The sequence below is a fragment of the Micromonospora sp. DT228 genome, assembly GCF_049841595.1.
In the GTDB taxonomy this organism is placed as follows: domain Bacteria; phylum Actinomycetota; class Actinomycetes; order Mycobacteriales; family Micromonosporaceae; genus Micromonospora.
In genome coordinates this window covers 1-285 of record NZ_JBNCKO010000089.1, presented here as the reverse complement: position 1 = coordinate 285, position 285 = coordinate 1, and the positions used below count along the sequence as shown (strand labels likewise).

Below are 285 nucleotides of genomic sequence, written 5' to 3'. Positions count from 1 at the left end.
CCTACTGGACTGAGCGAAAGGTGGCTGCGGAGCGGATCGACGGCGAGGGCACTTCGCTGGAGACAATCAAGCAGGTCACGCTTGCCGGCAACCAGCTTGCGGCCTACCGCGACCCGAAGGACACCATGCGGGTGTTCGGTGGGGAGCAGCCAGCGGACCGGGCGGGAATCCTGGCCCGAGTTGATCAAGCAACGATCGCCGCTCGGGCGTTTCCCGTCTCGACCCGAGATGCTGTGGCTGCTTCGCGGCCCGGGAGCGACGCAGCCGGGAATGCCTCTGCAGTGA

General features: G+C 66.7%; 1 protein-coding gene. It reads left to right on the top strand.

Annotation, left to right across the window (positions count from 1 at the left end; translation table 11 throughout):
• Window positions 1-20: 20 nt before the first annotated feature.
• Window positions 21-285, top strand: a 265-nt coding sequence (locus ACLQ29_RS35535) for a hypothetical protein (RefSeq protein WP_425775724.1), incomplete at its 3' end; no start/stop codon positions are given.